Origin of the sequence: Gardnerella sp. DNF00476, from assembly GCF_049262735.1 — a bacterium.
In the GTDB taxonomy this organism is placed as follows: domain Bacteria; phylum Actinomycetota; class Actinomycetes; order Actinomycetales; family Bifidobacteriaceae; genus Bifidobacterium; species Bifidobacterium vaginale.
On record NZ_CP058401.1, the window covers coordinates 778,007 to 802,575 of the forward strand.

Below are 24,569 nucleotides of genomic sequence, written 5' to 3' on the forward strand. Positions count from 1 at the left end.
CAGCGTCTTAAGCGGTTAGCCTGATCAGCGTAAGGAAAGTGTATGCGTAAACTTTTATCGTATTGCCGTCGTGCTCCTCAATTAGTAATAGTTTTAGTTTTGTTCCCGTTTATTGCGGCGTTTTATTCTAGAAATCTGACTTTTATACTCGATTTTTGCAAAGCTATAAGCAAGACGTTTACTTTCTTACTTTCGTTAATAAACGTTGATTTTAATGTGCAAATAAGCCTTACAATCGGGCAAAGTATAATAACATGTTTAGTTTTATACACATGTGTTAAGTCGCTTTTAAGTATGATTGATGATTTAATGCATGGCACACTTGGAATTGACTTGCTTGCGTTTGTTGCATTGCTTGCAACGCTTTGTATAGGCGAATTTTGGGCAAGTTATTTGATTGTTGTAATGGTGTTTACAGGCGAAGCAATCGAAGACTTTGCGCAAGATGCAGCGCAAAAAAATCTATCTCTTTTAGTAAACGCATCTCCGCAAACCGCGCATTTAATGACACTTCCTGGAATAGTGTGTGGTGAATCTTGTGAGCAATGTGCTTTGCTCGATCATAGTCATTTTAGAAAAGTAAGCAATGAATCTTCGCTAGAGGCATTGCAAGAACATAAAGATTTTACTAGTTGCGAATCGTGTAAAAAATGTAACAATAACTCTAAAGAATGCCCAATATTGCAAGATGTAAAGTCTTCTAGCCAATTACAAAGATACAAAACAGTTCCAGTTGAAGATCTAAAAATCGGCAATGTAATAGTTGTTCTTCCAGGAGAAACAGTTCCTGTAGACGGTGAGCTTTTAAGCGGTTCCGCTGTTCTAGACACAAGCGCAATAAATGGCGAGTCGCTTCCGCGTGAAGTGTTTGCTGGCGCGCAAGTGTTGTCTGGATGCGTAAATGGCGGTGTTGTGTTGATTATGCGCGTAACTAAGCTATCGCAAAATTCGCAATATCAAAAAATCATGAAGTTGGTTGAATCTGCAAGATCTTCTAAAGCTGCAGTAGTGCGATTTGCGGATATGCTTTCTGTGCCTTTTACTGTGCTTTCATTTGTTATTGCAGGCGTTGCTTGGGCTGCATCTGGTCAGGCTTTAAGATTTGCGCAAGTTTTGGTGCTAGCTACTCCTTGCCCGCTCTTGATAGCTGTTCCAGTGGCGTTTATGGCAGGAACAGGAAGACTTGCAAAACTTGGTATTGTGGTAAAAAGCCAAGATGTTTTAGAGCAGCTAAGCCGAGTAACAGATGTGTTCTTTGACAAAACGGGAACGCTTACTGTTAAACAGCCTCAAGTTGTTAGAGTGGATTTAGCGAATCATCAAGATAGCGAAAATCAGGAAAATCAAGAAAATAGTGGGTTGCAAAATAGGATACTAATGTTTGCTGGTGTCCTGGAAACATACTCACAGCACATTCTTGCAGGAGGAATTGCAAAAGCTGGATCGGATCTTTGGCAAAACACGCATCCATCTGCCGTTCCGCAACTTCCAAGCGTGCGTGAATACCCAGTTATAAGCGGTGTTAAAGAAACTGCTGGTCAAGGTATATGCGCAAGTGTGGATGGCGTAAACGTTAGAGTAGGTCGCAAAAAATACGTTTTGCAGGCGTCAGCTGGCAATCCCGAGGATGAGTCGCCAGCAACCGAAGATAAAGCCAAACGTGCAAATGTAGAAAATATATCAAAAATAGAAAGCAATTTTGAAGAGCTTTCTGCCGACGAAATGGCAACATACGTTTCTTTTGATGGCAAACTTGTTGGGCGAATTGTTCTAAAAGACGTGCCTCGAGAAAATGCAAAATCTACGATTCAAAAACTAAAGGAGCTTGGTGTTCGTTCAATAAGCATGCTTACTGGAGATGGTCTGCAAGCGGCTCAAACAATAGCAAAAAGCGTTGGAATCGAGCATGTTAAAGCGAATTTGCTTCCAGAAGACAAGCTTGAGTGCGTAAAACAGCACTATAAGAATACGGATAGTGTTAATGCAGATAATAAGTATTCGGAAGGTAGCACAAGCTTACTGAGCACGGATGCTTTCGACTTTTCTGGCGGAAAAACACAAAAATGTAGCATAACGATGATGGTTGGAGATGGCGTAAACGATGCACCAGTTTTGGCTGCAGCAAACATTGGTGTGGCTTTGACTGATGGCACCGATACAGCGGCTTCGGAGTGCGCGCAAGTTGTGATTATGAACAACAACATTTATGCTGTAGCAAACGCTGTAAGTGTTGCAAAACACACGAAGCGTGTTATGGTTCAAGCTGTTATGTTGGGAATTGGATTAGCTGTTATAAGCATGATTGCGGCGGCTTTTGGGCTGATTCCTGCGGTTCTTGGAGCTATGATGCAAGAGATGATTGATGTTGTGTCAATTTTATGGGCGCTTACAGCGTTGAAAGGAAAGCGCGCGTAAGAGTAAATGTGCATATGTGCATAAGTCACAAGTTACAAGCACGCATAAGCAAAATGTATATAAGTGACAATATTCACTTTGGTCTTTTCTTGAATGAGTCAAGGCGCTAGTCTAAGTAGTGGAGCATTTAAGGAAGCGACTTATAAAACAGTTTACAAAAGAGTTCAAAAATGCTTAAGAATGCTTGAAATACTCAATATGGGGAAATTTTATGGAAACGAATTATAATGCGGATGCGAGCGAATTGCGAATCGCAGTTATTGGCGCGGGGCCTGCTGGAATATACTCGTCAGATATTTTTCTTCGTCAGCTTAAAAAATTGGGTGACGAAATGGGATTAGGTACGAGCGCTAGAATCGATTTATTTGAAAAACTACCAGTTCCATTCGGGCTGGTTCGATATGGAGTTGCGCCAGACCATCCGAGCATAAAATTCATTGCAGATGCTTTGGCTAAAACGCTTGATAATCCAAATATTCACTTGTATGCGAATGTTGAATTTGGCAAAGATATTACGCTAGAAGATTTATTGCCTCGCTACGATGCAATTCTGTTTGCTACGGGCGCTGTAGAAGATAAGCCGCTTAGTATTCCAGGAGCATCGTTAAACGGCGTGTATGGCGCTGCAAAATTTGTGGAATGGTACGACGGATATCCTACCAGTGAGTGCACGTGGCCGCTTGATGCAAGCGAAGTGGCTGTTATTGGTGGCGGAAACGTTGCTATGGATGTTGCGCGCGAGCTTTTGCGAGACGCGAATTATCTTAGAGAACACACGGACATTTCCGACGACGTTTACAATGGTTTGCTTAAAAACCAGGCTAAAACATTGCACTTGTTTATTCGACGAGGCGTTGCTCAAGCTAAATTCTCTGTGCAAGAATTGCGCGAGATGGAAAAGCTTTCTGGCGTGCAAATAGTTGTAAATGAAAACGATTTTGACTTGGATGACGAAACGATTGATGTTGCTGGAAAAGACAAATTGACTCGTCAAATGGTAGAAGAACTTTTTGCTATACGCGATTTGAGCGAAGATATGGAAGATAGTGGAAACGTTGACTTTGAAGGCAATCCTGCAAATCGACGCTATATTATTCACTTCAATTCTGATCCAGTTGAAATTCTGGGAGAAGATGGGCGAGTGTGCGCTATTCGAGTAGAGCGTACAGTTACAAGCGCGGACGGGAAAATGACTCGTACTGGAGAGTTTGAAGAATACCCTGTTCAAGCGGTTTACCATGCGATTGGATATAAGCCTGCTAAGGTTTCTGGCGTTGCTTACGATGAGAACAAAACTCTTCTTGCGAATAAAGATGGTCGCATAGTAACTGATCCAGATGGTGATGTTGTGCGTCCACGCTTGTATGCAACTGGCTGGGCTAAGCGAGGACCTGTTGGATTAATTGGTTCCACAAAGTCAGACGCTTTGCAAATAGTGGCAAATATGTTGGAAGATTTATCAAAAAGCTCGCTCGAAGAATGTGAATCCGCACTTCCTGGCAGATTGGCAATAGATAGAGAGCCTAAATCTATCGAAAATCTTCTCGCTTCCAGAGGCGTGGATGTAGTTGATTTTGATGGGTGGAAAAGAGTTGACGATTTTGAAGTTGAATCTGGTATGGCAGAAAATCGCGCTCGCAAAAAAGTTGTATCTAAGCAAATGCTTATAGATATAGCGAATCATCAACAATAGTTTGTTAATTTTTAGTGGTCGCTTACGTTATGCACATTTGCAAAACGTTTAGTGACCACTTGTTAACAGATTATAAATCTTAAATACACTAATTAGCATTAATCTTAAACATATTAATTATAAATATACAGTTTTCATTCAGCAAAATTACAGTTCCGATTATTAGAATCGTAAACATGTTCAGCAATATAGGAATGCGATGCCGCAATTATCTGAAAACAGCAGCACTGTTCTCAGTAATCTGGTTGATTCTTGCCTTAATTTGGGCTGCCTGTGGATTGCGCTTGCCTATGCTGATTTGGTTTGTAGTTTTAGGAATAATTCTCAGTGTGTGCGCGTATTGGCTTTCTAGCAAGCTCGCAATTCGCATGGTGAATGCTATAGAAGTCAGTGAAGATGAAGAGCCAGTCTTGTATGGTATTGTTCGCGAGATTTCTGCGAGAATCGAAAGACCGATGCCGCATCTTTACGTTGCTCCAATGGATAGTCCTAATGTTTTTGCAATTGGTCGCAGTGAAAGACATGCTGTTATTTGTTGTACGCGTGGACTCTTAAACATTCTGAACGAGCGTGAGTTGCGTGGAGTTGTAAGTCATGAGCTGATTCATATTTATAATCATGATATTTTGAATTCCACTATTGCTTCAGCTATTGCGACAATTATGACTTATGTTGGCTATGTTCTTACGTATTCCAAAAAGAAGCATACTGCTGATAGTGAGTTTGCTGTTAGATCAGAATCTTCTAAAAGCCGTTGCCCAGTGTTAAAGATTGTTGGTCAAGTTTTAAATGTGATTTTTGTGCCAGTTGGAGCATTGATGATTAAGCTGGTGGTTTCTAGAAGCCGCGAATTGGACGCAGATAAAAGCGCTGGAATGCTTACGGGAGATCCTGCAGCTTTGGCTTCTGCTCTAAATAAAATTTCTTACGGTGCAAAAATACATGAGATGAGTAGAGCCGATGGATTGCAGGCAATGTCTTCGCTGATGATTGTAAATCCATTTGAAGATGATAAATCAAAATTATTGAAGATGTTTTCTCATCAGTCAGCTGTTAAAGAGCGAGTTAACTTCTTGAGACTAATGGCTAAGTCGCAAGAGGATAATGCTGAGTATTCTGGGTATGCGGAAATGTCTTATGAAAATGAAGCTGCTGCAAAATCAGATGAATTTGATAAGTCTGAATCTGTATTCAACATCCGATATGGGAGAAGATTCCCTAGTGGAGTTGTAGCCGTAAGCGGAGCATGATATCCTTATATGGTTTGTTGTCTAGATTGATTAATCGAGTCATTTGAAGGTATTAATCGCCAGCAGCAGAACATGCGGACATAGTTCATCGGTAGAATGGAAGCTTCCCAAGCTTCAGAGGCGGGTTCGATTCCCGTTGTCCGCTCCATGTGGGGAGATCTGATATATCAACGTTCTTCGCCTGTTATTGCACCTTAAAAATAGTCTAAATGTGAAAATAATGTGCGAAATTCTGTAATTTTTTTTTTTAATATTGACACGAAAATCTTAGTTAAATTAAAATTATATTGAATCCGCTATGGAAGAGGATTTAATTGGTCAGGAGGGTTTTATGTTAGATATGTTGTTTGCATTTGTTGCTGTTGCATCAATGTTAATAGGTTTGGTTTTGTCTGTAATGCTTTGGGTTAAAAGCAGCAAGTCAGTTAAAGAATTGTATAAAAACGCATATGCGTATGCAATTATTGATGTTGTATTAGGCGTATTGTCGTATATATCTTATGCTGCGACTATCAATTCTGTAGACATTGATGTGCGTGAGTTCTACACAAATTATTTCACGGCGCCATTGATTGTTCTTGCTGTTCTTGTTGTAAGTATTGCTGCTATAGCTATTTTTAAGAGTAAAAAAATAGCTATGTAAAATAACTAGATTAAACAGTTTATCAAATAATAATAGCCTCCTGAGTTTAATTAAAATTCAGAAGGCTATGTTTGTTATATGTTGTGTTTGGTTTGATTGTGATTTGTTGATTTCAGTCTGAAGTGTGTGTGATATTAGACAAAAGATGCATAAATCGTATTTTTTGTACATTGGATGTATAAAAAATTGTACATTGAATGTACAAAAAATATGTTTTTTGTGTATACAAATTTTATAATCGCGCGCTTACAACGCAATGCATTTGAGTTATAGGTCAAACAGAATCTGTGACCAAGTCGGAGATTCGACCACAGTACTGTCAATAATTCAGTCAACTATCTGAGAGAATAACAGTAAAGACAATTGCGCGTAGCTTTAATTAAAAATGACCATTACTCTAAAATAGACAAATACAAATCAAGTCTTTGATTTAAATATCTTGCAAACAAGTTTGCCATGGCAGACACGTTATGTTTTGCGTGATACTCATCAAAAGATTCATAATATTTCAAGCGATCAGTAAATTTTATATCTATTGGTGGGTACCCGGCTTTCATCAACTCCAAATTGACCAGCAATCTTCCTGTTCTTCCATTTCCATCAATAAAAGGGTGAATGCTTTCGAATTCTATATGAAAACGAGCAAGTTTAGTAACAATATCTTCATCGCTGTTTTTGTATTTTTTCAATAATTCTTCCATTTTTGAAGCGATTAAATATGGTTGTGCTGGCTCATGTGCAGCTCCCATAATTCGAACGGGAACTCTTCTATAAACGCCTCTATCTTCTCTCTTGTTGGCTAAAACTAAATAATGTATGTCTTTTATAACTTTTTCATTTATCTGCTTATTTTCGCTAACAAGCTGCTTTACATAATCAAAGGCTTCTTTGTGCCCAATAACTTCTAGGTGCTCTTTTAATGACTTTTGATCAACAGTAAGTCCTCTAAGAACCATGTCTGTTTCGCGCAGTGTTAAAGTGTTTCCCTCAATTGCGTTTGAGTTGTATGTATATTCTATTAGAAATTCTTCATTAAGTCTTTCTAATTCTCCTTCAGTTAAGGGTCTTCTTGTTTTAAGGGTTTCTAATTTAGTTTTTATGATTGGAATTAGAGATTCACTAATTTTATATCTTCCGTCGGTTGGCTTTGATGCGTCATGTGGTATTTTCCAGGATCTTCCTTCCCGATATGCTCCTGGAATTTTTCCTTCGGAGCATAGAATTCTTACTCTTCTATCTGATATGCCCCATTTTTCAGCAGCTTGGTTTACTGTTATATACATAAAATACCCTTAATCATTGTTGCATTTTATTATATTTTAACGTTTTATCGGAATAACATAAACAGTAGCGGAATAACATATTTAATTTATCGGAACAATAGTGATTGATAAAACCAGTAACGTGAAGCTGTGTTAAATATTGGGATATCTTTGTTTAGAATGATTTTGCAAGTAAAGAATAAGCACATTTGATACGCTATAAGCCTCACTGCAACAAGGGCTATGAGTTTATTTTTTTTTTACACACTTTTGGCGTTTTGGACCCTTGATTTCAGTCTGAATTCTGTGTGTGATATTTAGACAAAAGATGTGTAAGTCGTAGTTTTTGTACATTGGATGTATAAAAAATTGTACATTGAATGTACAAAAAATACGTTTTTTGTGTATACTTATATTTATGAGCGCTTATTTTCCTAGACCAATTGCTGATTCTATTCTTCAATCAAAACGAAAAGTCGTGATTCTTGAAGGCGCAAGAGCTGTGGGAAAAACTATGATGTCAAAGCGTCAGCTTGTGTCTAAAGGATTCTCATACGTGAGCCTTGCGGATGAAAATACGTTTGCGCTTGCTTCAACAGATTTATATGGTTGGTTAAAAAATCTTAGTACTCCAGTTGTTATTGACGAAGCGCAAAGACTGCCAAATTTGCCTCTTGCAATAAAAGAAATAGTCGATAATTCAACGGAAAACAGTTTGCAATATGTTTTAACAGGTAGTGCACTTATAAATCGCAATGGACTAGATGGTCAAGATCCTCTTGCTAGACGCGCTCAGCACTTTACAATGAGTCCTCTTACGCAGTGTGAAATTACTCAAAATAGTAGAAATATTGTAGATAGTCTTATAGAAAGTAATCCAAATCTTAAATATGAAAAAGAAATAAGCAGAGAAGAAGTATATAAAATTATGGCTGCAGGAGGATTCCCAGAATATCAGCAATCGTATGATTCTTACGAGGCTTGGGAGCGAGAAAAGCTTGTTTCAAACGATATTCTTGCAGTGTTGGGAGATACCATTCTTCCAGGAGAACGATTAGACAGAAGCATGGCTGTTAGCATACTTAATAAGTTGTTATGTATGCCTGGCGGGATTCTTAATACGAGTTCAATAGGTCAAGATCTTGCTTTAGATAGGCGAACCATTGAGCGTTACGTTAGTGTATTCTTGCGTAGATTCTTAATAAATTATCTACCGAATATAAAAACTGCGCCCAATCGCCAGACTTTTACTAGAGCCAAAATACACCCAGTCGATACGTCTTTAAGCATTCAAACAATGATTAGTAAGGGTCATAATCCTTTGGAAGATCCCGTTATGTATGGGAATCTGCTAGAAAGTTTTGTTGTAAATCAGATTATGCCTGCTGTGCAATGGTCTAAAACGCATCCAGATTGCTTCTACTGGCGTGAACCTGGTAGCAGCCCTAAAGAGGTTGACCTTGTGCTAAGCTTCCGTGGAAATCTGGTTGGAGTGGAAGTAAAAAGCTCTAGCATGGTGAATCGTAACGATTTTAAGGGACTTGTAGCTCTTTCGCAAAAACCTGAATTTAAGCGCGGATATGTTGTTTACATGGGTCAAAAAATTATGCAGTGGGAGGATAATTTGTGGGCAATACCGTTAAGCGCTCTGTGGGAATGCGATGCGTTTGAGTGATATTGCATAAGTCTTGGGGAATAATCCGCGTTGGCTCCTTCAAAGCGTGATTTTCATCACCGAGATTCTCGATTTTGCGCAACCTTGTAGTGCGTTTGTTGTGCGACACGCGCGAAAAGCCTTTCCTTAAAAAAACCTGGGAAAATTCTTCAAAAACCTTGAAATGCGTATTTTTACGGTTTAAGTGTTGTTTATCCACAAATTTTACGATGAGTGTTGCTTAATTGTGGATTAGTTTGTGTGTAACATTATTTTTTTCTGTTTGTTTTGTGTGGTTGCCTCTTGACTTTTTTAAACGGGGGGGGGGTATGTTAATAAGCAAACGCTGGCTGCTCCTAGTTTTGGCTGGTGTTTAAACCACTATCCATATGTTGTGGATTGTGGAGCAAATTTTTCTCTGCGCCCCTAACGCAGAGGAGAAGAAGAAAGGAAATTAAAATGATGAATAAGAAGGCTATCGCCGCTTTCGCTGCTGGCGCAACTTTGCTCGCTGGCTTTGCAATGGCAACCCCAGCAATGGCATTTGATTTTAATGTTGGATTGAATGATGACGGTTCTTGGGGTACTACTCAGAAGAAGGCTGCTAAGACTTATACTAAAGCTGAGATCTTGAAGCTCGAGGCTGCTGTTGCAGAAGCTGAGGCTACTGTTGCAGAGAAGACAAAGGCAGCAAATGATGCTCAGACAGCTGCCTATGCTGATGATACTGATGGTGCAAAGAAGAAGGCTGCTGTAGAGAAAGCTCAGAAGGAATTGAGCGAAGCTCAGGAGAAGCTTGAGAAAGCTCAGAAGGAATTGAATGACGCTAAGCCTGCTCCATCTGAAGCTGATCCAAAGAATCCTCAGGGCACAAAGCCAGTTGAGGCTTCTAAGGATGCAACAGTTCAGCCAGGCAAGCCAGGTGCTAAGCTAGGTCAGGCTGCTGGCCAGGCTGGCGCTAATGGTGCTGCTGCTGGTGCTAAGACCACTGTGGTTGAGAAGAAGAAGGATGGCGGTAAGAAGTTGCCTACTACTGGTGTTGGTGTTGCTTTGACTGCTTTGGCTGCTTCTATGCTTGCTGGTATGGGTGCTGTTGTTCGCAAGGCTCGTCACTAAGCATTGCGCGCGCACTGGTGTTCGCTGGTGCGCGTGTAAAAAATAGGCTTGCGTTAGGCGGCGGCGCGTGTTTTGTGCTGCAGCTTGCACGCGGGGTTTAGAGTTTGCTCGGTTTGCCGAAATTTCCTTTTCTTACCGTGTAGGTTCTTTATTCTGCTTGCGAGTGCTTAATGCTTGTTGCTAGAGATGGTTTTCCGCTAGGGACGGGATTCTGTTCTTTAGTTTTAAAGGCTTGTTAGGTTTCTAACAAGCCTTTTTCTTTTCTGTGTTTTGTTGCTCAATGCGCTAAGTATTTGGATATTTTTGTTTTAGAGTGATTGTGCAAGTAAAGACTAGCCTAGATTTGATTGCTGCAAAACGCTTGTATTGCAATGCGTGAGACATGATTTTTTGCACACTTTTATCCTATAGCCAAGAGAATGCTTTAGTCTAATCTGGATGCTGGAATACTAGACAATAGTTCAGCTCGCCTGAGTCTTCTCGGTGTGGGATGATTTTCCTTCTCCACTAGGATGTTCTTGTGCCAGATAAAATCTTTGTGAAATAACCCAGAATAGTTGGATTAATCAATATAAAAAGCGCTGACTTATTTATGCGTTAATACACATTTTGTAAGTCAGCGCTTAGTTTATTGTTAGTAAATTACACGCACCAGTTGCCTATTGCTAATTACAAATCACTAATTAACAATTAGCAATAAATTAGAACGTGCGAACATTGTAGAAATTATTAAGCTCTTCCATCCAACGCCCAGTACCAGATATATCTCCTCTAGTTCCTACGGTAAACCCTGGGAAATTGTTCATTCGTGGTTCAAAGTAGCTTCGAGAGCCATGCCCTTCTGCAGAATTGCCAACACTTATAGCTCCTGCAAAATTGCCGACAGAACGAATAACTCTGTCGTTGTCTACTTTGTAATGAACAGCATAACCTTCGCGAGTCAGACGATTCCCTGCGTTTGCTGCAGTGCGAAGCCAACGGTTGAAGATATTTCCCCAAATTTGAGGAGCATTGAAAGTGTAGATTTTCTTAAGCCAAGAATATCCTTTACCGTCTGCACGAATCAAAGCTCGTTGAGCCAAATAGCCTCCAAGAGAATGACCAGTAATATATAGATTATTTACAGTGTGTTCTCTGCCATAACGCTCAATAAGTTGTTCAACATCGTAAGCCTGATCTGGATTGCGACCTACAGCTATTGCAAGATCATCGTCATAATCATTGAATTGAGAAGTTCCACGAATTGCAAGAACTTGAACAGTTCCTTGCTCTAAGAACGGATAAGGACTTACATTTTCAAACAAGACAGCGTCAAAACCACCCCTATTGTGGTAGGTTTCTTTAACTTTCCAGAACGGGGCTATCTCATTGTGCATAAGACGATATTCATTGCGGTTCTTATAAATGTCATGAAGTGGTTTAGTGTAATCAAGAACCTTGTTTATATAACTATCATCGCGATAAGAAAGTTCAGAAAATAGCGTCATATCTCGTGGGCTTATATCCCATCTGCGAGGATTGCTGTCTTGATTATCTGGAATACCATCGCCATCGGTGTCATTCATCATAGGGTGAGAATTGTACCCATAATAAGTTTTACCGTTTTTAGTATAAGTGTAAATTTCTTGTCTATTAGTTAAGCCGTCGCCATCTAAATCAGCATTTGGGTCTAAAGGCTTTTTATGATACAAAGCCATGTCTAAAGCTCCGGGAAGCTCCAGCTTTATATCTCCATTTGAAATCTGTTTAGCTGTTTTCTCTGTAAGAGGAGTGTGTCTTTCTGTAAGCTGCTCGTTTTGAGTATATGCCATCGCTGGTGTAGTGATGCTTAACATGCTTAGCATAAGACACAGGCTTGCAGATAAGCCTATTAGTTTGAAGCTTTTCTTCATGATTCCTCCTACTTTTGTCATTTATTTTGGGAATTAACCCGAATTAACTCGTTTTGGGAATTAATCCTTTGTTTTTTACTATCTTGTTAGCGCGTTTTACGCTTAAAAGCTACAAATAGCAAGTTATGTAAACTGCACCTTCGCTTAATTACAATTACAGTAATGCTTAATTTTCTTCAATAACTCTCTGCAATCAACTTTGACGATATGAGTTCGATTAAGAAAATCCTAGATGCTGCTAAGTGTTCTTATATGCTCAAATCCGCGCTTGATGTGCACAAATCTACGCTTGTATTGGTGTAGCTTATATGACCATGCTACAGCATTAATCAATTAAATACATCATTAATTAGCATAAAATAAGTGAAAATTGTTGTGTTAATGACATTATGACTTTATGACATTAATCTGCTTTAGTTTGAAAACAATTTAGTCGCAAGTACAAAGATTTATCAGACGTCTGACGAATTGTAGTGATATTGGTGTAATCTACAAATCAAAAGACGAATCAAAAGACGAGTTGAGATACAAGTCGAAAGATAAGTCAAAAGATAAATCAGCTACGATTTCAAGGAGGATATCATGCTGAAAGCTAAATTTGTTGTAGGCGCATACGCATCGTTACCAAAAACTCGCGAAGATCAAGAAAAATACTACGATTTGCTGGGTAAACAAAGCTGGATTGCTGGAACAGAGATTCCGTACCCAGGAGATTTGGCAGATTCACAAAATCGCACGTGGCTAGCGTCGGCAATACCAGCGCATTGGCATGCAAACACTATAACCGCAATACCTGGGACAATGAGGCACATAAACTTTGACCCAGATCCAGAATTTGGACTAGCAAGCCCAAGCGAAGAGGGCAGACATCGTGCGCTCGCATTCTTTAAGGATATTCGCGAAGCCATAGCTGATGTTGCAGATAAACGAGATAGTTGTGATATATCGCACGTGGAAATACACACAGCGCCAACTCGAATAGCACAAGCAGACGCAATGAAAAAGTCGTTGGAAGAACTAGCACAACTAGATTGGTGTGGAGCAAAACTGGTTATAGAACACTGCGATCGATATATCGAAGGACAGAATCCGGAAAAAGGATTCCTACCTCTAGAAGAAGAGATTCAAATTGCTAAAGATGCTGGGGTTGGAATCACAATAAACTGGGGAAGAAGCGTTGTAGAAGAGCGAAATGCTCAAGCTGCTATAGAACATGTGCGCGAAGCAAGGCAAGCAGGAGTATTGCAGGGATTAATGTTTTCGGGAGCTGGACCAGAAGCAACGCAATACGGATATGAGTGGATTGATGGTCATTTGCCAATGAACCCAGATGAGCCAACGTCATTAATGACGTCTAAAGAAATTCAAGAAACTACTCGCGAGGCACTAAAAGACGATTATGCAATCGACTATTTGGGTGCAAAAGTGTGCGTTCCTCAAGACGCTAGCGTTGAAGAGCGCTTGGGATACCTATCGCGTATTCATGACGCTGTGAGCGCTGCGCAGGGCGAGTAAATAGGCAAAGTCGCAAACGCAAGAAAGAAAACGGAAACTACTTATGAATGAAACAAAAGATTCTCGCCCTACATATCTTGCTTTTGACATAGGTGGAACAAAAATCGCCTATGGATTGGTGACTTTGCCAGATTCTAATATTCGCCAAGAAAATGCAGATTACGTATCTCCAACAGTGCAAGAGCATGGTTCAATGCCAACAGAAGCTGCAAAAGGTGGAGAAAATATAAAGAATCGCCTAGTGGAAAAAGTGTCGCAAATCATAGAAGAAGCGCAGAAAAATGGCAAAACTATTAGCGGAATTGGAATAGCGGCTGCGGGAGTGCCAAATAGTAAAACTGGCGAAATTGTAGCTGCTACAGACATTCTGCCAGGTTGGCGAGGACAGCGAATTTATGACGCATTTAAGAGCGTAACTGACTTGCCAGTTTATATGATTGGCGATGTTGGTGGACATGGTTTAGGCGAAGCAATTTACGGCGCGGGTCGCGGAAAGTCGATTGTATTTTCTGTTGGCATAGGCACTGGAATTGGTGGGGCGATTATTATAAATGGTAAGCTGTTTACAGGAGCGCACGGAGTTGCTGGGCATGCGGGTCACGTTGTTAGTGACTTGGGAGTAGGTTTTGACTGCTCGTGCGGAGCGCGTGCGGGCCACATTGAGCCAGTGGCTTCTGGAACGGGGCTTGCCACTCTTTACAATAGCAATCTTCCAGCTGGTACTCAAGAAGCCCAAAATGGTTATGATGTTTGCGTAAGAGCAAATTCTGGTGAGGAATATGCAAAAGAAATTCTTGCTAGAAGCGGTAAGGCTTTGGGTGAGTGCGTAGCTGGAATGGCTAATCTTATAGATCCAGATGTGATTGTGCTTTCTGGGTCTGTTGTAGAAGCTGGTGATATTTGGTGGAATGCTATGCGAAGTGGATTTGAAGATTCTGCTTTGACATTGATTAAGAACACCCCAATTTTAAAGGGTCAACTTGGAGGATCTGCTCCTCTGATTGGCGCTGCTTGGGCTGTTCATTTAAGTTTGAACCATTTTTAATCATTTTAAAAAGGAGGAATCTATATGAATCCTGTAATTGAAAAAATTAAAGGTGGCTTAGTCGTTAGCTGCCAAGCTTATCCTGGAGAGCCGCTAAGACACCCAGAAACAATGGCACAAATGGCAATGGCTGCCGTAGAAGGTGGTGCTGTTGGCATTAGATGCCAAGGATTGTCGGATATTTCAGCGATTAAAGGGCAGGTAGATGTGCCTGTAATCGGAATCTGGAAAGACGGTCATGAAGGAGTTTATATTACGCCAACTTTGCGCCATGCACGCTGCTGTGCTGCTGCTGGGGCAGATATTATTGCGATTGATGCTACGGATAGACCGCGTCCAGATGGTTTGACTTACGAGCAAACTGTTCGCGCTTTGCATGACGAAGGCATAGTGGTTATGGCTGATTGCGGAAACTTTGATGACGCTAAGCGCGCGGCGGATTGTGGAACAGATATTATATCTACCACTTTGGCTGGCACTTCTCCCGGAAGGCCAAAGACTGATGGTCCTGATTTTGAGCTTTTAGGTCAGATTTTGCAAGCTTTCCCAAACTATCCGATTATTTGCGAAGGTCGTATCCACACTCCTGATCAGTTGCATAAGGTTATGCAAATGGGAGCTTGGGCTGCGGTGGTTGGAACTGCAATTACACATCCAACGTCGATTACGCGCTGGTTTGCGGCAAAGTTGTAGGCGGTGCATTGTAGGCGGATTGGTCGCCAGTAACCGTACTGGATAAAGTAAACAAATAAATAAAAGTATTGATTATATGTGTGTTGATTTTGTGCGATTTTGTGCTAATTTAATGACTTCAAAAATTAAATCAAAATTTTCACAAATTCGACACACGTATAACTTGACATCAGACATCAGACCTCTTATGTTTAAAGTAACGCGAAAATAACGCACGCGCTATAATTTAAAACGTTTTCGCATTCGAGGATGAAATGCGAAGAAAACAAACTCAATGGTGAGGAGAAAATATGGCACGAATTAACTCAAAGCTAACCGCGGTAATCGCCGCAGGTGTAGCCGCATTGATGATGCTTTCTGGCTGTGGTGGAGCAAAATCCCACAAGGCAGCAAAAGCAAAGACTGCTGTTAAAGATACGATCACAGCTCAAGTTGCATACGCAAGCCGCGACTTTGCGCCATCAACAACCTCTGGCGCGTTGCCAATGGCAGCAAACTGGCACGTTACAGAGCCACTTTACGCTCTTGATTACAGCAACTTTAAGGTTTTCAACGCTCTTGCAAAAGGTGAGCCAAAGAAGATTTCCGACACCGAATATGAGGTAACAATTCGCGATGCTGCAAAGTTCTCGGACGGAACCGAAGTGACAGCAGGAGACGTTGTATCTTCCTTCAAGCGCACAACTGCAAAAGGCAGCCTTTACATCTCTATGCTCGACTTTATTGATTCGGTTGAAGCAAAAGATAATCGTCACGTAATCTTTAAGCTAAAGAAAGCATTCCCACTGTTCAAGCAGCGTCTTGCTTTAATCCAGATTGTTCCAACTGCAAAGTCTGATGCAGATCTTAAGAATATGCCAATCGGCTCTGGTCCGTGGAAGTACGTTTCGATTACCGATAACCAAGTAAAGTTTGAACGCAATGATCTTTACAACGGCAAGTACAAGGCACAATCCAAGAATATGGTTTGGAACGTAACCGTTGACGATACTGCTCGCGTAACCGCAATGCAAGGCGGTAAGACAGACGTAATGGAAATGGTTCCAGCGCAAGCATTCAACACTCTGAAGGCATCTGGTTCTGAGCTTAAGACTGCACAGGGCTTCACTCTTCCATTTGTTATGTTCAACACAAAGCAGAAGCCATTTGACGATAAGCGAGTTCGCCAAGCAGCTCTCTACGCGATTGATGTAAACAAGCTCATCTCTAACCAAATGAGCGGCCAAGGCGAGCCAGCAACAAGCTTCTTGCCAAAGAACTACGCAAACTACCACAAGGCAAAGAACGTTTACACCAAGAACATTGCTAAGGCAAAGAGCTTGCTTAAGGAAGCTGGCGTAAGCGGTCCACTAAAGTTCACTCTTTACACAACAGACCACACTTGGATTACTCAGCTTGCTCCACAAATCAAGAACGATCTTGCGGAGATTGGTATGGATGTAGAAATCAAGTCCATGAAGTCTTCTGCACTTTACCCACAGATTACCGACCGTGACGATGCAAACTACTCCATGGTTTTGGCTCCAGGCGATCCATCCGTGTTCGGCAACGATCCAGACTTGCTTATGAGCTGGTGGTACGGCGACAATGCTTGGACTCGTCAGCGCACGTTCTGGAAGAACTCCGAAGGATACGCAAAGCTCCACAAGCTTATGGACGAAGCTCTTGAAGCGTCCAAGCCAGCAGATCGCCAGAAGTATTGGAACCAGTGCTTCGATTTAATTAGCGACGAAGTTCCTCTGTACCCACTCTTCCATCGTAAGACTACGACTGCTGTAAAGAAGGGCGCATTGGCTGAGTGGAACGCAATCGGCTCCACTGGCATCAACCTTGTAAAAGCAAAGCTAACAAAGTAGGTGCAAGTCAAAGTAACAAACTTCATTTTCCCTAACCTCTAACCGCAAAACCGGCCCAACTGTTTACCTTTCTCGCCTTTGTGCAGATGGGCCGGTTTTGTTATGCCTTAATAACAAATTTCTTCAATGGATGTGTGGATGTCTTATGAGTAATTTTCTTAGACTTTTAGGTAGGCGATTAATCGCCTTGCCGTTCATGGCATTCGGTGTTACGTTCCTCGTATTCTTCCTTATGTCATTTTCAAAATATGATCCAGCAGTTGCAGCATTAGGTGAAAACTCGTCGCCAGCAGCTCTGGCAGCCTTCCGCCACGAAATGGGCTACGATAGGCCATGGTGGGAGCAGTTTGGGTCCTACATAGTTGGACTCTTCCAAGGAAACATGGGTGTTTATGGCGTAAACAAGGATTCTGTAGCTCAACGAGTGGCGGATGCCTTCCCTATCACCTTGCAATTAACCTTCATTGGTTTGTTGATCGCAATAATCTTTGCAGTAATCTTCGGCGTTTTTGCAGCGCTTTACCGCGATACTTGGGTTGACCAAACAGTCCGCGTGCTTTCGATTATTGCAATCGCAACCCCATCCTTCTGGCTCGGCGTTCTTTTGATTTACGTCTTGCAAATCAAGCTTGCATGGCTCCCAGGATCTGGCGATTTTGTGCCGTTCTTTGAAGATCCAGAAGCTTACATCGCTAGAATGGCAATGCCTTGCTTTGCATTAGGTCTTCCAGTAGCAGGTCAGCTTACGCGAATCATACGAACCTCGATGGTAGAAGAATTGGATAAGGATTATGTGCGAACTGCAATCGGCGCAGGTATTCCAAAGAGTGTGGTGGTTGCTAGAAACGTGTTCCGCAACGCTCTGATTACACCAATCACGACTCTTGGTATGAAGATCGGTTACCTTATGGGTGGTGCAATCGTTATCGAAGTTATTTTTGCACTCCCAGGAATGGGCACTGCAATGTTCGACGGCATTAATGGCAACCAACCAATGCTTGTTCAAGGTGTTGTTTTGGTTGTTGCAATTGCATTCATCTTCATAAACATTATTGTTGATTTGCTTTACGTGTTAATCAACCCAAGAATTAGGACGGTGTGACATGCTATTCGGAAAGAATCAGGTAGTAGATGCCGCATCTAAGCCAGGCATCAAATTTAACAGATTTAAAAGCATGAGCTTAGGTTCTAAAATATCGCTTATTGTGATTGCAATACTGGCATTCTGCGCAGTATTCGCGCGATTCCTAGCTCCATGCGACCCAGTAAAGATTACGCAAAACTATCAGCCTCCAACAGGAGCGCACTGGTTTGGTACCGATAACCTTGGTAGAGACGTGTTCTCGCGCGTTATGTACGGCGCTCGCTACTCGTTGGTAATCGGCTTGTCGTCTGTGCTCTTTGCATTAGTGATGGGCGCAATAATCGGCGCAATCGCAGCTGTAAGCCGCACTTGGATATCTGAGCTTATAATGCGACTGATTGATATAGTAATGTCAATCCCAGGAATCGCATTAGCGGCTGTGTGCCTTGCAATTCTTGGACAATCCATGATTGGTATCATCATTTCCATCGGCGTGCTTTACGTTCCACAAATCGCAAGAATTGTGCGAGCAAACATAATAAGCGAATATGGAAAAGACTACGTTCGTGCAGTAATCGTTTCTGGTGCTCGCGCACCTTGGATTTTACTCAAGCACGTAACGCGTAATATTGCAGCTCCAGTTATGGTGTTCACAACGCTTTCTGTTGCAGACGCAATCGTGTTCGAAGCTTCTCTTAGCTTCATCAACGCTGGTATTCCAGAGCCAACGCCAACATGGGGCAACATTTTGTCTTCCGCTAAAGCAGGCGTTATCTTCGGATACTGGTGGCAGGCATTGTTCCCAGGCTTAGCAATCATGATTACTGTTTTGTGCCTAAACATTCTTTCTGAAGGCATTACGGACGCAATGGTTGCTGCTCCAACTGCTCCAGTAGCTAAGAGCGTTGCAGATGCGGATGCAGCTCGCAAGGAAGATAGGATTCTCACCGACCCAGTGGCAGCTTACAAGGAGCAGCACGACGCTTTGGTTGAGTCTTTGGCAAAGCTTCGCGAGGCTGAGTTAAAGCGCACGGATCGCTTGCAGCCAACGTCTACGGAGCCTCCAGTTATTGAAGTTAAAGACTTGTGCATTCAGTTCCCACGCTACGGCAGCGTAAATGTTGTAGATCACTTGAGCTTCTCTGTTCGTCCAGGCGAAACGATGGGCTTGGTTGGCGAATCTGGTTGCGGTAAGTCAATCACTTCGCTTGCGATTATGGGCTTGCTCGATCCAAAAGCTAAGATTAGCGGACAAATCCTCTTTAATGGCAAGGATCTTGTAAAGCTTAGCCCAAAGGAGCACAATGCTTTGCGCGGACACGAAATCGCAATGGTATACCAAGACGCGTTGTCTTCCTTAAACCCATCAATGCTGATTAAAGCGCAGATGAAGCAGCTAACTTCTAGAGGTGGAACTCGTAGCGCCGAAGAGTTATTGGAGCTTGTAGGCTTGGATCCAAAGCGCACGCTTGAATCCTACCCACACGAGCTTTCTGGTGGTCAGCGTCAACGCGTGTTGATTGCAATGGCACTTACGCGAGATCCAAAGTTGATAATCGCAGATGAGCCAACAACCGCTTTGGATGTTACTGTTCAAAAGCAAGTGATTGACCTTCTTAACGAATTGCGCGAAAAGCTTGGATTCGCAATGGTGTTTGTAAGCCACGATTTGGCTCTTGTTGCAAAGGTTGCACACTCGATTACCGTAATGTACGCAGGCCAGGTTGTTGAGCAAGGCTCCACTAAGGAAATCCTCACTGATCCGCATCATGAGTACACGCGTGGCTTGCTTGGCTCCGTAACTTCCATTGAGGCTGGTGCTCCAAGATTGCATCAGGTTCCAGGAACTGTTCCAAGCCCATCCGACTTCCCTAAGGGAGATCGATTCGCACCGCGTTCTTCTCATCCAGATCAAGGACTTGACGTGCGCCCAGTAATGAAGCGCATTCCAGGAACGTGGCACTTCTACGCTGCGCCTCCAGAGCCAGAATCGGATGTGCCTTCCGCAATTTTGACCAACTCCGATAAAGGAGATGTGCGATGAACATGAATGTTAACGAAACAAACAAAACTCAAAGCGAAAATGGCGATGTTCCAATCATCGAGCTGCGCGACGCCGAAGTGGTGTTCACTACTCGAGCAGGATCTGGCTTATTCCACAAGAACAAGATTACAGCCGTAAACAAGGTGAATCTTAAGCTTATGCCAGGCAAGACGATTGGTATTGTCGGCGAATCTGGTTGCGGAAAGTCTACTACTGCAAACATTATGTGCGGTCTTCAGCAAGTAACAAGCGGCAAGGTTTTGTTCAAAGGTCAAGACGTTACGCATAGAACTGCAAAAGAGCGCATGGATATTGGACGCGTGGTTTCCGTTGTGTTCCAGGATCCAGCAATGGCTTTGAATGCGCGCATGAGTGTGATTGACCAGTTGATTGACCCGCTTGTTGTGCACAAGATTGGAAGCAAAGCTGAGCGCGATGCTAGAGCCAAGGAACTAATACGAATGGTTGGTTTGCCTCACTCTGTTCTTGGCGCTTTGCCAGGTCAGCTTTCTGGCGGCCAGCGTCAGCGCGTGGCAATCGCTCGTGCGCTTTCGCTTAACCCAGATGCAATAATCGCAGATGAGCCAACTTCCGCTTTGGATGTTTCTGTGCGTGCTCAGATTTTGAATCTTCTTTCCGACTTAAAGAAGAAGCTGAATCTTTCCATGGTGTTTATTAGTCACGATATTCAAACAATTAGATACATATCCGACGAGGTTGTTGTTATGAATCACGGAACGATTGTTGAGCGCGGCGAAACTCACCAGGTGATTAACAATCCGCAAGATGAGTACACAAAGATTTTGATGGGCGCGGCGCCTTCGCTGTTGCACCCAACGGAAGAAGAGTGCAAGTAGTGCAAGCAGTGCGAGCAAGCGCTAGTTGTTAGTTGTTGGTCGCTAGCTTAAATGCGCGGGCGGTCTGTTAAGACCTTGCAGTAAATCCATGCAGGCCGCCCATTAATTCCAAAATCTAAAGTCATAAATCATAAATCAATAAGTCATAAATAATAAAAAATACGAAAGAAGTTTAATCATGGCAGAAAAATTCCACGGCGTTATTCCACCAGTAGTTACGCCATTAACGGCAGACGGCGAAGTAGACGTTGTTAGCTTTGAGCGTTCGCTTAACCGAATGATTGAAGCAGGCGTAGACGGCCTGTTTACGCTTGGATCTTCTGGCGAAGTTGCGTTTAGCACAGATAAGCGCCGTCGTGAAATCATTGAAACCGTAATGCGAATTGTTGACGGCCGCGTGCCAGTGCTGGTTGGGTGCATCGATACGGAAACAAACCGCGTTATTGAGCATGCAAAGGAAGCTAAGGAGCTTGGAGCGGCTGCGATTGTTGCAACAGCGCCATTCTACGCACTCGGCGGCATGGCAGAAGTTGAGCGCCACTTCCGTCTTATTCACGAAGCTGTTCCAGATTTGCCACTGTTCGCTTACGATATTCCAGTTTGCGTGCACACAAAGCTTCCAGGTGCTTTGCTTGTAAAGCTTGGTAAAGATGGCGTACTTGCAGGCGTTAAGGATTCTTCCAACGATGACGTGTCGTTCAGGTTCCTTGTAGACGACAACAATAAGGCTGGCCACCCATTGACTTTGCTTACGGGCCAAGAGGTTGTTGTTGACGGCGCATACATGGCTGGCGCGGACGGTTCTGTTCCAGGACTTGCAAACGTTGAGGCAACTGGCTACGTGCGCATGTGGAAGGCTGCTCAGGCTGGCGATTGGGCAACAGTTAAGAAGGAGCAGGATTGGCTTGCTGCTTTGATGCGAATCGTTACTGTTCCTAGCGGAGTGGCAGGCTTCGGCGCTGGCGTTGGAGCATTTAAGACCGCAATGGCGTTGCTTGGCGTGTTTGACACAAATCAGATGCCAGACCCAGTTTGCCCACTTAAGGGAGAAAATGTTGAAGCCGTGGCTCGCGTTCTTAAGGAAGTTGGCTTGACTTTGGCAAAGACCCCAGAAGAAGTAAGCGATTCTACTAAGTGAGTATTTTTATCAGATAATTTAAGCAAATAATTTAAACAAAATCGTTTATTCATGGTGCATAGTAAATAAATGGTATTGCGGCGTACGCTTAAACGTATGCCGCAATGCTAATATTTGCTTGGAGTATTTGCAGAATCAAAAATCACCAAAGCTTTAAAGGAGAAGCTAAAGATGGCTGAAGTTATTATTGTAAAAGATCAGGATGAGGCAGGCGAGCTATACGCCGAATCTGTTGTAGATTTGATTAGTCGCAAGCCAGATGCAGTACTAGGGTTGGCAACAGGATCAAGCCCATTAAAAGCCTACGAGCATCTTGCAAAGCTTGTAAAAGACAAGAATGTTGACGTGAGCCGCGTACGTGGATTTGCGCTTGACGAATACATTGGATTGCCATTAGAGCACGAACAATCTTACCACAGCACAATCCGCAGAACTGTAACAGATCTAATAGGCCTAAACCCAGATTTAGTTCATGTTCCAGGAGATGTTCTTAATGGAGCGCCATTAAGCGAAGGTGATAAGATTGCGCACGCTGGAGCAGACTACGACGCTGCTATTGCTGCCGCTGGCGGAATCGACGTGCAAATCTTGGGAATCGGCTCCGACGGTCACGTTGGATTCAACGAGCCAGGATCTTCTCTTGCATCTGGTACTCGCGTTAAAACACTAACCGAGCAGACTCGCGTAGACAACCGCAGATTCTTTGACGGTGATATTAACCAAGTTCCAACTCACTGCATAACACAAGGAATTGGAACGATTTTGCGCGCTCGTCATCTCGTGCTTCTTGCGTTTGGTGAAAATAAGGCAGATGCGGTAGCTGCAACAGTAGAAGGTGGAGTAAGCTCGCTATGCCCGGCTTCTGCGCTTCAAATGCATCCTCATGCAACAGTGATTATAGATGAGGCTGCTGCAAGCAAACTTAAGCTTGCTGACTACTATCGTTGGGTGTATGCAAATAAGCCATCTTGGCAGGGGATCTGATACACAAGTCTGAAATTTAAGATAATAAATTTAAGATAATAAGATATCAAATAAGCACAAGCATAGGTGAATGAAATGTCAAAAGATGTGTATTTAGATGCCGTAAAGAAGATTGATGATTCACTAAAATCAAACGAAGAGCGCAATTTTGTAGTGCGCAACGTGAACGTTGTAGACGCTCGAGGAATTGTACCCAATTCGTGGATTTTGGTTAGTGACGGCGTAATTCTAGAGACTGGCATTTTAGACGAAGACCTTGCTTTAGCTATTAGCACTCGCGGCTTAAGCGCATCTGATTTAAGTGTTGTGGATGGGTGTGGCTGTTTTGCTACGCCAGGGTATATTGATCTGCACGCTCATGGAGCCTGGGAGCATTCGTTTGACGATGGTGCCGAAGGTATTGCTATAGCGCGCGCGTATCACATGCTTCATGGAACAACTAGGCAAGTTCTTAGCTTGATTACAAACCCTCTTGACGTAATGCAAGAGAATTTGCGTACTGTTAAGCGTGTTATGCAAACGCGTCCAGATGTGCTTGGGTCGCATTTAGAGGGTCCGTTCTTGGCGTTGTCTAGAAAAGGCGCGCACGACCCTAATTGCCTAGTGGACCCTACTCCAGAGCGCGTTGAGGCGTTGCTTGAGGCGGCAGATGGAACTTTGCGCCAAATTACTTTGGCTCCAGAGCGAGAACACGGCATGGAAGCGATTAAGCGTTTTGTAGAAGCTGGCGTGATCCCAGCAGTGGGGCATTGTGATGCAGATTATAAAACCGCGCGCGCGGCTTTTAATGCTGGCTCTACGCTTATGACTCACATGTTTAACGCCATGAACGGCATTCATCACCGTAAGCCAGGTCCAATCCCTGCAGCCTTGGAGGATTCACGCGTAACTATTGAGCTTATTAACGATGGTTTCCACGTTGAAAATCCAGTTTTGAGAATGGCTTTTGATGCTGCTCCTAATCGCATTGCGTTTGTAACAGATGCTATGGCGGCAACAGGTTGTGCGGATGGCGCTTATAAGCTTGGCGCTCTAGACGTTACGGTTACGGGCGGCCATGCAAGGCTTGTTTCTAATAGTGCTATTGCGGGATCTACCCTGATCTTGGAAGTGGCAGTTGAGCGCGCTGTTAAGGAACTTGGCATTGGTTTGCCGGCAGCTATTGCGGCTGCAACTCTTATTCCTGCCCGCGCACTTGGAGTAGATAAGCCGAATGCTATAACTAGCGCTCCTTTGGGCTTAGTTGAAAAGGGGTACGCAGCCGATTTGCTTTTGCTTAATCCAGGAACTTTGGCAGTTGAGCACATTTGGTGCGACGGTCATAAAATTTCGTAACGTAAATCGTATCGTTGCGATTAATCGTGATGCTGTAGTACTCAGGCATCACCATTGAAGATGAAAGAACCGCTCTCGTTTAGTTAGGGAGCG

At 42.9% G+C, this 24,569-nt stretch carries 18 protein-coding genes and 1 tRNA gene; 17 read left to right on the forward strand and 2 right to left on the reverse strand.

What is annotated here, in order from left to right; genetic code table 11:
* Positions 1-42: 42 nt before the first annotated feature.
* The 5 genes from HXT25_RS03200 to HXT25_RS03220 all read left to right on the forward strand — a co-directional run bounded on the left by HXT25_RS03200 (position 43) and on the right by HXT25_RS03220 (position 6,001).
* Entirely contained in the window at positions 43-2,415 is a 2,373-nt protein-coding gene (locus HXT25_RS03200; RefSeq protein ID WP_422118656.1) for a heavy metal translocating P-type ATPase, read from the forward strand.
* A gap of 211 nt (positions 2,416-2,626) precedes the next feature.
* A complete protein-coding gene (locus tag HXT25_RS03205) occupies positions 2,627-4,108 on the forward strand; it encodes an FAD-dependent oxidoreductase (RefSeq protein ID WP_009993508.1) in 1,482 nt (493 codons plus the stop codon).
* A 176-nt stretch (positions 4,109-4,284) separates the two neighbouring features.
* The gene (locus HXT25_RS03210; protein ID WP_174190729.1) at positions 4,285-5,358 is read left to right on the forward strand and encodes a M48 family metalloprotease; all 1,074 of its coding nucleotides are present in this window, start codon (positions 4,285-4,287) and stop codon (positions 5,356-5,358) included.
* A 74-nt stretch (positions 5,359-5,432) separates the two neighbouring features.
* A tRNA-Gly gene (locus tag HXT25_RS03215) sits at positions 5,433-5,506 on the forward strand.
* A 183-nt stretch (positions 5,507-5,689) separates the two neighbouring features.
* Positions 5,690-6,001 carry a peptidase A8 gene (locus tag HXT25_RS03220; RefSeq protein WP_004113951.1) on the forward strand — a complete coding sequence of 104 codons (312 nt, stop codon included), beginning with the start codon at positions 5,690-5,692 and terminating at the stop codon, positions 5,999-6,001.
* A 392-nt stretch (positions 6,002-6,393) separates the two neighbouring features.
* Here the strand turns inward: HXT25_RS03220 and HXT25_RS03225 are convergent, their stop codons facing one another.
* On the reverse strand, positions 6,394-7,284 hold the full coding sequence (locus tag HXT25_RS03225; RefSeq protein ID WP_422118657.1) for a Fic family protein: 891 nt from the start codon (positions 7,282-7,284) through the stop codon (positions 6,394-6,396).
* A gap of 397 nt (positions 7,285-7,681) precedes the next feature.
* On the opposite strand from HXT25_RS03225, the gene HXT25_RS03230 reads away from it, so the two are divergent.
* On the forward strand, positions 7,682-8,938 hold the full coding sequence (locus HXT25_RS03230) for an ATP-binding protein (protein ID WP_004113947.1): 1,257 nt from the start codon (positions 7,682-7,684) through the stop codon (positions 8,936-8,938).
* A 438-nt stretch (positions 8,939-9,376) separates the two neighbouring features.
* A complete protein-coding gene (locus HXT25_RS03235) occupies positions 9,377-10,033 on the forward strand; it encodes a hypothetical protein (RefSeq protein WP_004113945.1) in 657 nt (218 codons plus the stop codon).
* A gap of 701 nt (positions 10,034-10,734) precedes the next feature.
* Here the strand turns inward: HXT25_RS03235 and HXT25_RS03240 are convergent.
* Positions 10,735-11,925, reverse strand: a complete 1,191-nt coding sequence (locus tag HXT25_RS03240; RefSeq protein WP_048653110.1) for a lipase family protein — start codon at positions 11,923-11,925, stop codon at positions 10,735-10,737.
* Positions 11,926-12,507: 582 nt separating this feature from the next.
* Here HXT25_RS03240 and HXT25_RS03245 point away from each other — a divergent pair.
* The 10 genes from HXT25_RS03245 (at position 12,508) to nagA (ending at position 24,476) form a co-directional block, all read left to right on the forward strand.
* Positions 12,508-13,440 (forward strand): DUF4862 family protein, encoded by a 933-nt coding sequence (locus tag HXT25_RS03245; protein WP_004113941.1) that lies wholly within the window; start codon positions 12,508-12,510, stop codon positions 13,438-13,440.
* Between the two features lie 43 nt (positions 13,441-13,483).
* Positions 13,484-14,485, forward strand: a complete 1,002-nt coding sequence (locus HXT25_RS03250) for an ROK family protein (protein ID WP_174142985.1) — start codon at positions 13,484-13,486, stop codon at positions 14,483-14,485.
* A gap of 24 nt (positions 14,486-14,509) precedes the next feature.
* Positions 14,510-15,178, forward strand: coding sequence for an N-acetylmannosamine-6-phosphate 2-epimerase (locus HXT25_RS03255; RefSeq protein ID WP_004113937.1), 669 nt, complete (start codon positions 14,510-14,512; stop codon positions 15,176-15,178).
* A gap of 290 nt (positions 15,179-15,468) precedes the next feature.
* Positions 15,469-17,034, forward strand: a complete 1,566-nt coding sequence (locus HXT25_RS03260; protein ID WP_410311350.1) for an ABC transporter substrate-binding protein — start codon at positions 15,469-15,471, stop codon at positions 17,032-17,034.
* A 196-nt stretch (positions 17,035-17,230) separates the two neighbouring features.
* On the forward strand, positions 17,231-18,136 hold the full coding sequence (locus HXT25_RS03265; RefSeq protein ID WP_004113928.1) for an ABC transporter permease: 906 nt from the start codon (positions 17,231-17,233) through the stop codon (positions 18,134-18,136).
* 1 nt (position 18,137) lies between these two features.
* Positions 18,138-20,162: a dipeptide/oligopeptide/nickel ABC transporter permease/ATP-binding protein gene (locus HXT25_RS03270; RefSeq protein ID WP_060785754.1), complete on the forward strand. Its 2,025-nt coding sequence runs from the start codon at positions 18,138-18,140 to the stop codon at positions 20,160-20,162.
* Positions 20,159-21,019, forward strand: a complete 861-nt coding sequence (locus HXT25_RS03275; protein ID WP_004116524.1) for an ABC transporter ATP-binding protein — start codon at positions 20,159-20,161, stop codon at positions 21,017-21,019. The genes HXT25_RS03270 and HXT25_RS03275 overlap by 4 nt, the downstream gene beginning before the upstream one ends.
* A gap of 178 nt (positions 21,020-21,197) precedes the next feature.
* Entirely contained in the window at positions 21,198-22,157 is a 960-nt protein-coding gene (locus tag HXT25_RS03280) for a dihydrodipicolinate synthase family protein (protein WP_004113922.1), read from the forward strand.
* 171 nt (positions 22,158-22,328) lie between these two features.
* Positions 22,329-23,141, forward strand: a complete 813-nt coding sequence (gene nagB / locus HXT25_RS03285) for a glucosamine-6-phosphate deaminase (protein WP_004116530.1) — start codon at positions 22,329-22,331, stop codon at positions 23,139-23,141.
* A gap of 75 nt (positions 23,142-23,216) precedes the next feature.
* Complete coding sequence (gene nagA / locus HXT25_RS03290) at positions 23,217-24,476, forward strand: N-acetylglucosamine-6-phosphate deacetylase (protein ID WP_422118658.1); 1,260 nt, start codon at positions 23,217-23,219, stop codon at positions 24,474-24,476.
* Positions 24,477-24,569 lie beyond the last annotated feature (93 nt).

Bases quoted from the DNA above. Each gene is read 5' to 3' on its own strand.
- HXT25_RS03270 (WP_060785754.1), top strand. From the start codon at position 18,138: ATGCTATTCGGAAAGAATCAGGTAGTAGATGCCGCATCTAAGCCAGGC.
- HXT25_RS03275 (WP_004116524.1), top strand. From the start codon at position 20,159: ATGAACATGAATGTTAACGAAACAAACAAAACTCAAAGCGAAAATGGC.
- HXT25_RS03260 (WP_410311350.1), top strand. From the start codon at position 15,469: ATGGCACGAATTAACTCAAAGCTAACCGCGGTAATCGCCGCAGGTGTA.
- HXT25_RS03205 (WP_009993508.1), top strand. From the start codon at position 2,627: ATGGAAACGAATTATAATGCGGATGCGAGCGAATTGCGAATCGCAGTT.
- HXT25_RS03280 (WP_004113922.1), top strand. From the start codon at position 21,198: ATGGCAGAAAAATTCCACGGCGTTATTCCACCAGTAGTTACGCCATTA.
- HXT25_RS03210 (WP_174190729.1), top strand. From the start codon at position 4,285: ATGTTCAGCAATATAGGAATGCGATGCCGCAATTATCTGAAAACAGCA.
- HXT25_RS03245 (WP_004113941.1), top strand. From the start codon at position 12,508: ATGCTGAAAGCTAAATTTGTTGTAGGCGCATACGCATCGTTACCAAAA.
- HXT25_RS03250 (WP_174142985.1), top strand. From the start codon at position 13,484: ATGAATGAAACAAAAGATTCTCGCCCTACATATCTTGCTTTTGACATA.
- HXT25_RS03255 (WP_004113937.1), top strand. From the start codon at position 14,510: ATGAATCCTGTAATTGAAAAAATTAAAGGTGGCTTAGTCGTTAGCTGC.
- HXT25_RS03225 (WP_422118657.1), bottom strand. From the start codon at position 7,284: ATGTATATAACAGTAAACCAAGCTGCTGAAAAATGGGGCATATCAGAT.
- HXT25_RS03240 (WP_048653110.1), bottom strand. From the start codon at position 11,925: ATGAAGAAAAGCTTCAAACTAATAGGCTTATCTGCAAGCCTGTGTCTT.
- HXT25_RS03230 (WP_004113947.1), top strand. From the start codon at position 7,682: ATGAGCGCTTATTTTCCTAGACCAATTGCTGATTCTATTCTTCAATCA.
- HXT25_RS03265 (WP_004113928.1), top strand. From the start codon at position 17,231: ATGGCATTCGGTGTTACGTTCCTCGTATTCTTCCTTATGTCATTTTCA.
- HXT25_RS03200 (WP_422118656.1), top strand. From the start codon at position 43: ATGCGTAAACTTTTATCGTATTGCCGTCGTGCTCCTCAATTAGTAATA.
- HXT25_RS03220 (WP_004113951.1), top strand. From the start codon at position 5,690: ATGTTAGATATGTTGTTTGCATTTGTTGCTGTTGCATCAATGTTAATA.
- nagA (WP_422118658.1), top strand. From the start codon at position 23,217: ATGTCAAAAGATGTGTATTTAGATGCCGTAAAGAAGATTGATGATTCA.
- HXT25_RS03235 (WP_004113945.1), top strand. From the start codon at position 9,377: ATGATGAATAAGAAGGCTATCGCCGCTTTCGCTGCTGGCGCAACTTTG.
- nagB (WP_004116530.1), top strand. From the start codon at position 22,329: ATGGCTGAAGTTATTATTGTAAAAGATCAGGATGAGGCAGGCGAGCTA.